The sequence below is a fragment of the Cupriavidus sp. WS genome (assembly GCF_000395345.1).
Classification (GTDB): domain Bacteria; phylum Pseudomonadota; class Gammaproteobacteria; order Burkholderiales; family Burkholderiaceae; genus Cupriavidus; species Cupriavidus basilensis_B.
The window spans coordinates 1-1850 of sequence record NZ_AQPL01000336.1 but is presented as its reverse complement, the minus strand read 5'-3'; the positions used below and the strand labels follow the sequence as shown (position 1 = coordinate 1850).

Below are 1850 nucleotides of genomic sequence, written 5' to 3'. Positions count from 1 at the left end.
CAGGCGCCGGCGGAAACCCGCCGCTCGATATCGTCGACGCCCGGAACGATCACGAGATCCGCGTCCAACGCATCTTCCAGCCGCCCGGGCGCCCGGATATCAAAATGCCCGCCGGCGTCCACGCGCGCCGACTCGCCGCACACCAGCACACGATAGCCAGGCTTGCCGTTCGCAAGCACGACCCGCGAAAACACATCGCAGGCAATCCCGAGGTCGAACGGCACCACGCCCTGGAGGGCAAGCACGGCGACGGTTTTCAATCACATCTCCTTGGTCATGGCGGCGATCCATGATGGCAATCGGGCAACGCAGACCGCATTCTAGCGCGCGTGTCGGAAATCAATCGGTCCTGGTCATTCCTGCCAGGCACGGCATCGCCGTCATGCGTTCAACCGGGAGATGCCCAGCCACCGCCCAACGCCCTGAACAGATCCACCTGCGCGTTGGCAATGCGGCCTTCGGCATCGGCGAGCTGCGCTTGCGCATCGGCAAAGGTCCGTTCGGCATCGAGCAGGGCAAGGCTGTCGCTGCGTCCCTCCCGCTGCTGGGCCCGGACGATGCGCGCGGCCCGGTCCGCCTGCTCCCGGGCCGCGTCGAGCGCGGCGCGCTGGTCAAGCGCGCGGGCGTAGTTCGACAGCGCCGTTTCCGTCTCGGCCAGCGCTTGCAGCACGCTGCCGTCGAAGGTGGCAAGCGCGCCATCGCTATCCGCCCTGGCGGCGGCGATGCGCGCGCGGATCCGCTCCTGGTTCGGGAAGGACCAGGAGATCGACGGCCCCGCCAGCCATCGCAGGGGACCGGCGCCGAAGAGATCGCCAAAGCCGAATCCGGTCGATCCGATCGACGCGCCGAGCGAGATCCGCGGATACAGATCGGCCGTGGCGACGCCAATTCGCGCGGTAGCGGCAGCGAGCCGTCTCTCCGCGGCGCGGACATCCGGCCGCCGGGCAAGCATCGCCTTCCCGTCACCGACGGGAATCGGCACCTCGATGGCCGGCGGCGTATCGGCCGTGGCCGCGGCGGCGGGCAGATCCCTGGGGGCACGGCCGGTCAGGACAGCGAGCCGGAAAAGGGCGGCCTGCCGCTCGGCGGCAATCGCCGGGATGCTCGAACGCCGCTGCTCCCGCAAGGCGGCCATTCTGGCCGTATCCAGCGGCGTGGCCAGCCCGGCCCGTTCGCGGCCGCCCGTCACCCGCAGCGAGCGATCCAGCAACTCGACGATGCGGCGGGCGACGGCGAGCCGCCGGGCTGCGCTGGCGGCATTGAGGTAGGCCCGCGTGGTGTCCGCGACGATCGCCACCCTGACGGCATCCCGGTCCGCCTGCGCCGCTTCGAAGTCGCCGCGGGCCGATTCCAGGCTTCGTCTCACCCTGCCGAAAAGGTCGACTTCATAGGCCACGCCGAAGCCCGCGTCGAGGAGCGTGTTTTCCCGGTCCAGTCCGGGAAGCGTCTGGACGGCGGCCTGTCTCTGGCGATTCGCCGTGGCATCGAGTCCGGTGCCCGGATAAAGATCCGCGCCGGCGTCGCGCAACATCGCGCGCGCCCGCTCCAGACGCGCGACGGCCACCCGCACGTCGGTGTTCGCGCCCAGCGCGTCCTGAATCAACCGATCGAGTATCGGGTCCCGATACAGGCGCCACCAGTCGTCATGCGCGGGCCTGTCATCGTAAAGGGCCGGCTCCGCGCTGGCGGCGAAGGTGCCGGTGGCGGAATCCGTCAGGGTGGGCGCCACATAATCGGGACCCACGGCGCAGGCGCTCAAGGCCAGCGCAAGAATGGAAAGCGGCAGCGTAAGTATTCTCATCGGTGCACCTCAATCAGCATGCTGCAACCGGGCCGGCGCCGCCGGCCGG

The 1850-nt window shown here is 69.7% G+C and carries 1 protein-coding gene and 1 pseudogene; both read right to left on the bottom strand.

Annotated elements, in window-relative coordinates; all coding sequences use genetic code 11:
• Window positions 1-260 (bottom strand): annotated as a pseudogene (locus K206_RS39260) (AraC family transcriptional regulator); the annotation flags it as partial.
• A 128-nt stretch (window positions 261-388) separates the two neighbouring features.
• A complete protein-coding gene (locus tag K206_RS0125420) occupies window positions 389-1801 on the bottom strand; it encodes an efflux transporter outer membrane subunit (protein ID WP_020205200.1) in 1413 nt (470 codons plus the stop codon).
• Window positions 1802-1850 lie beyond the last annotated feature (49 nt).

What these genes read in the sequence shown, in the direction of transcription:
- K206_RS0125420 (WP_020205200.1), bottom strand. Translation starts at nt 1,801, where the DNA reads ATGAGAATACTTACGCTGCCGCTTTCCATTCTTGCGCTGGCCTTGAGC.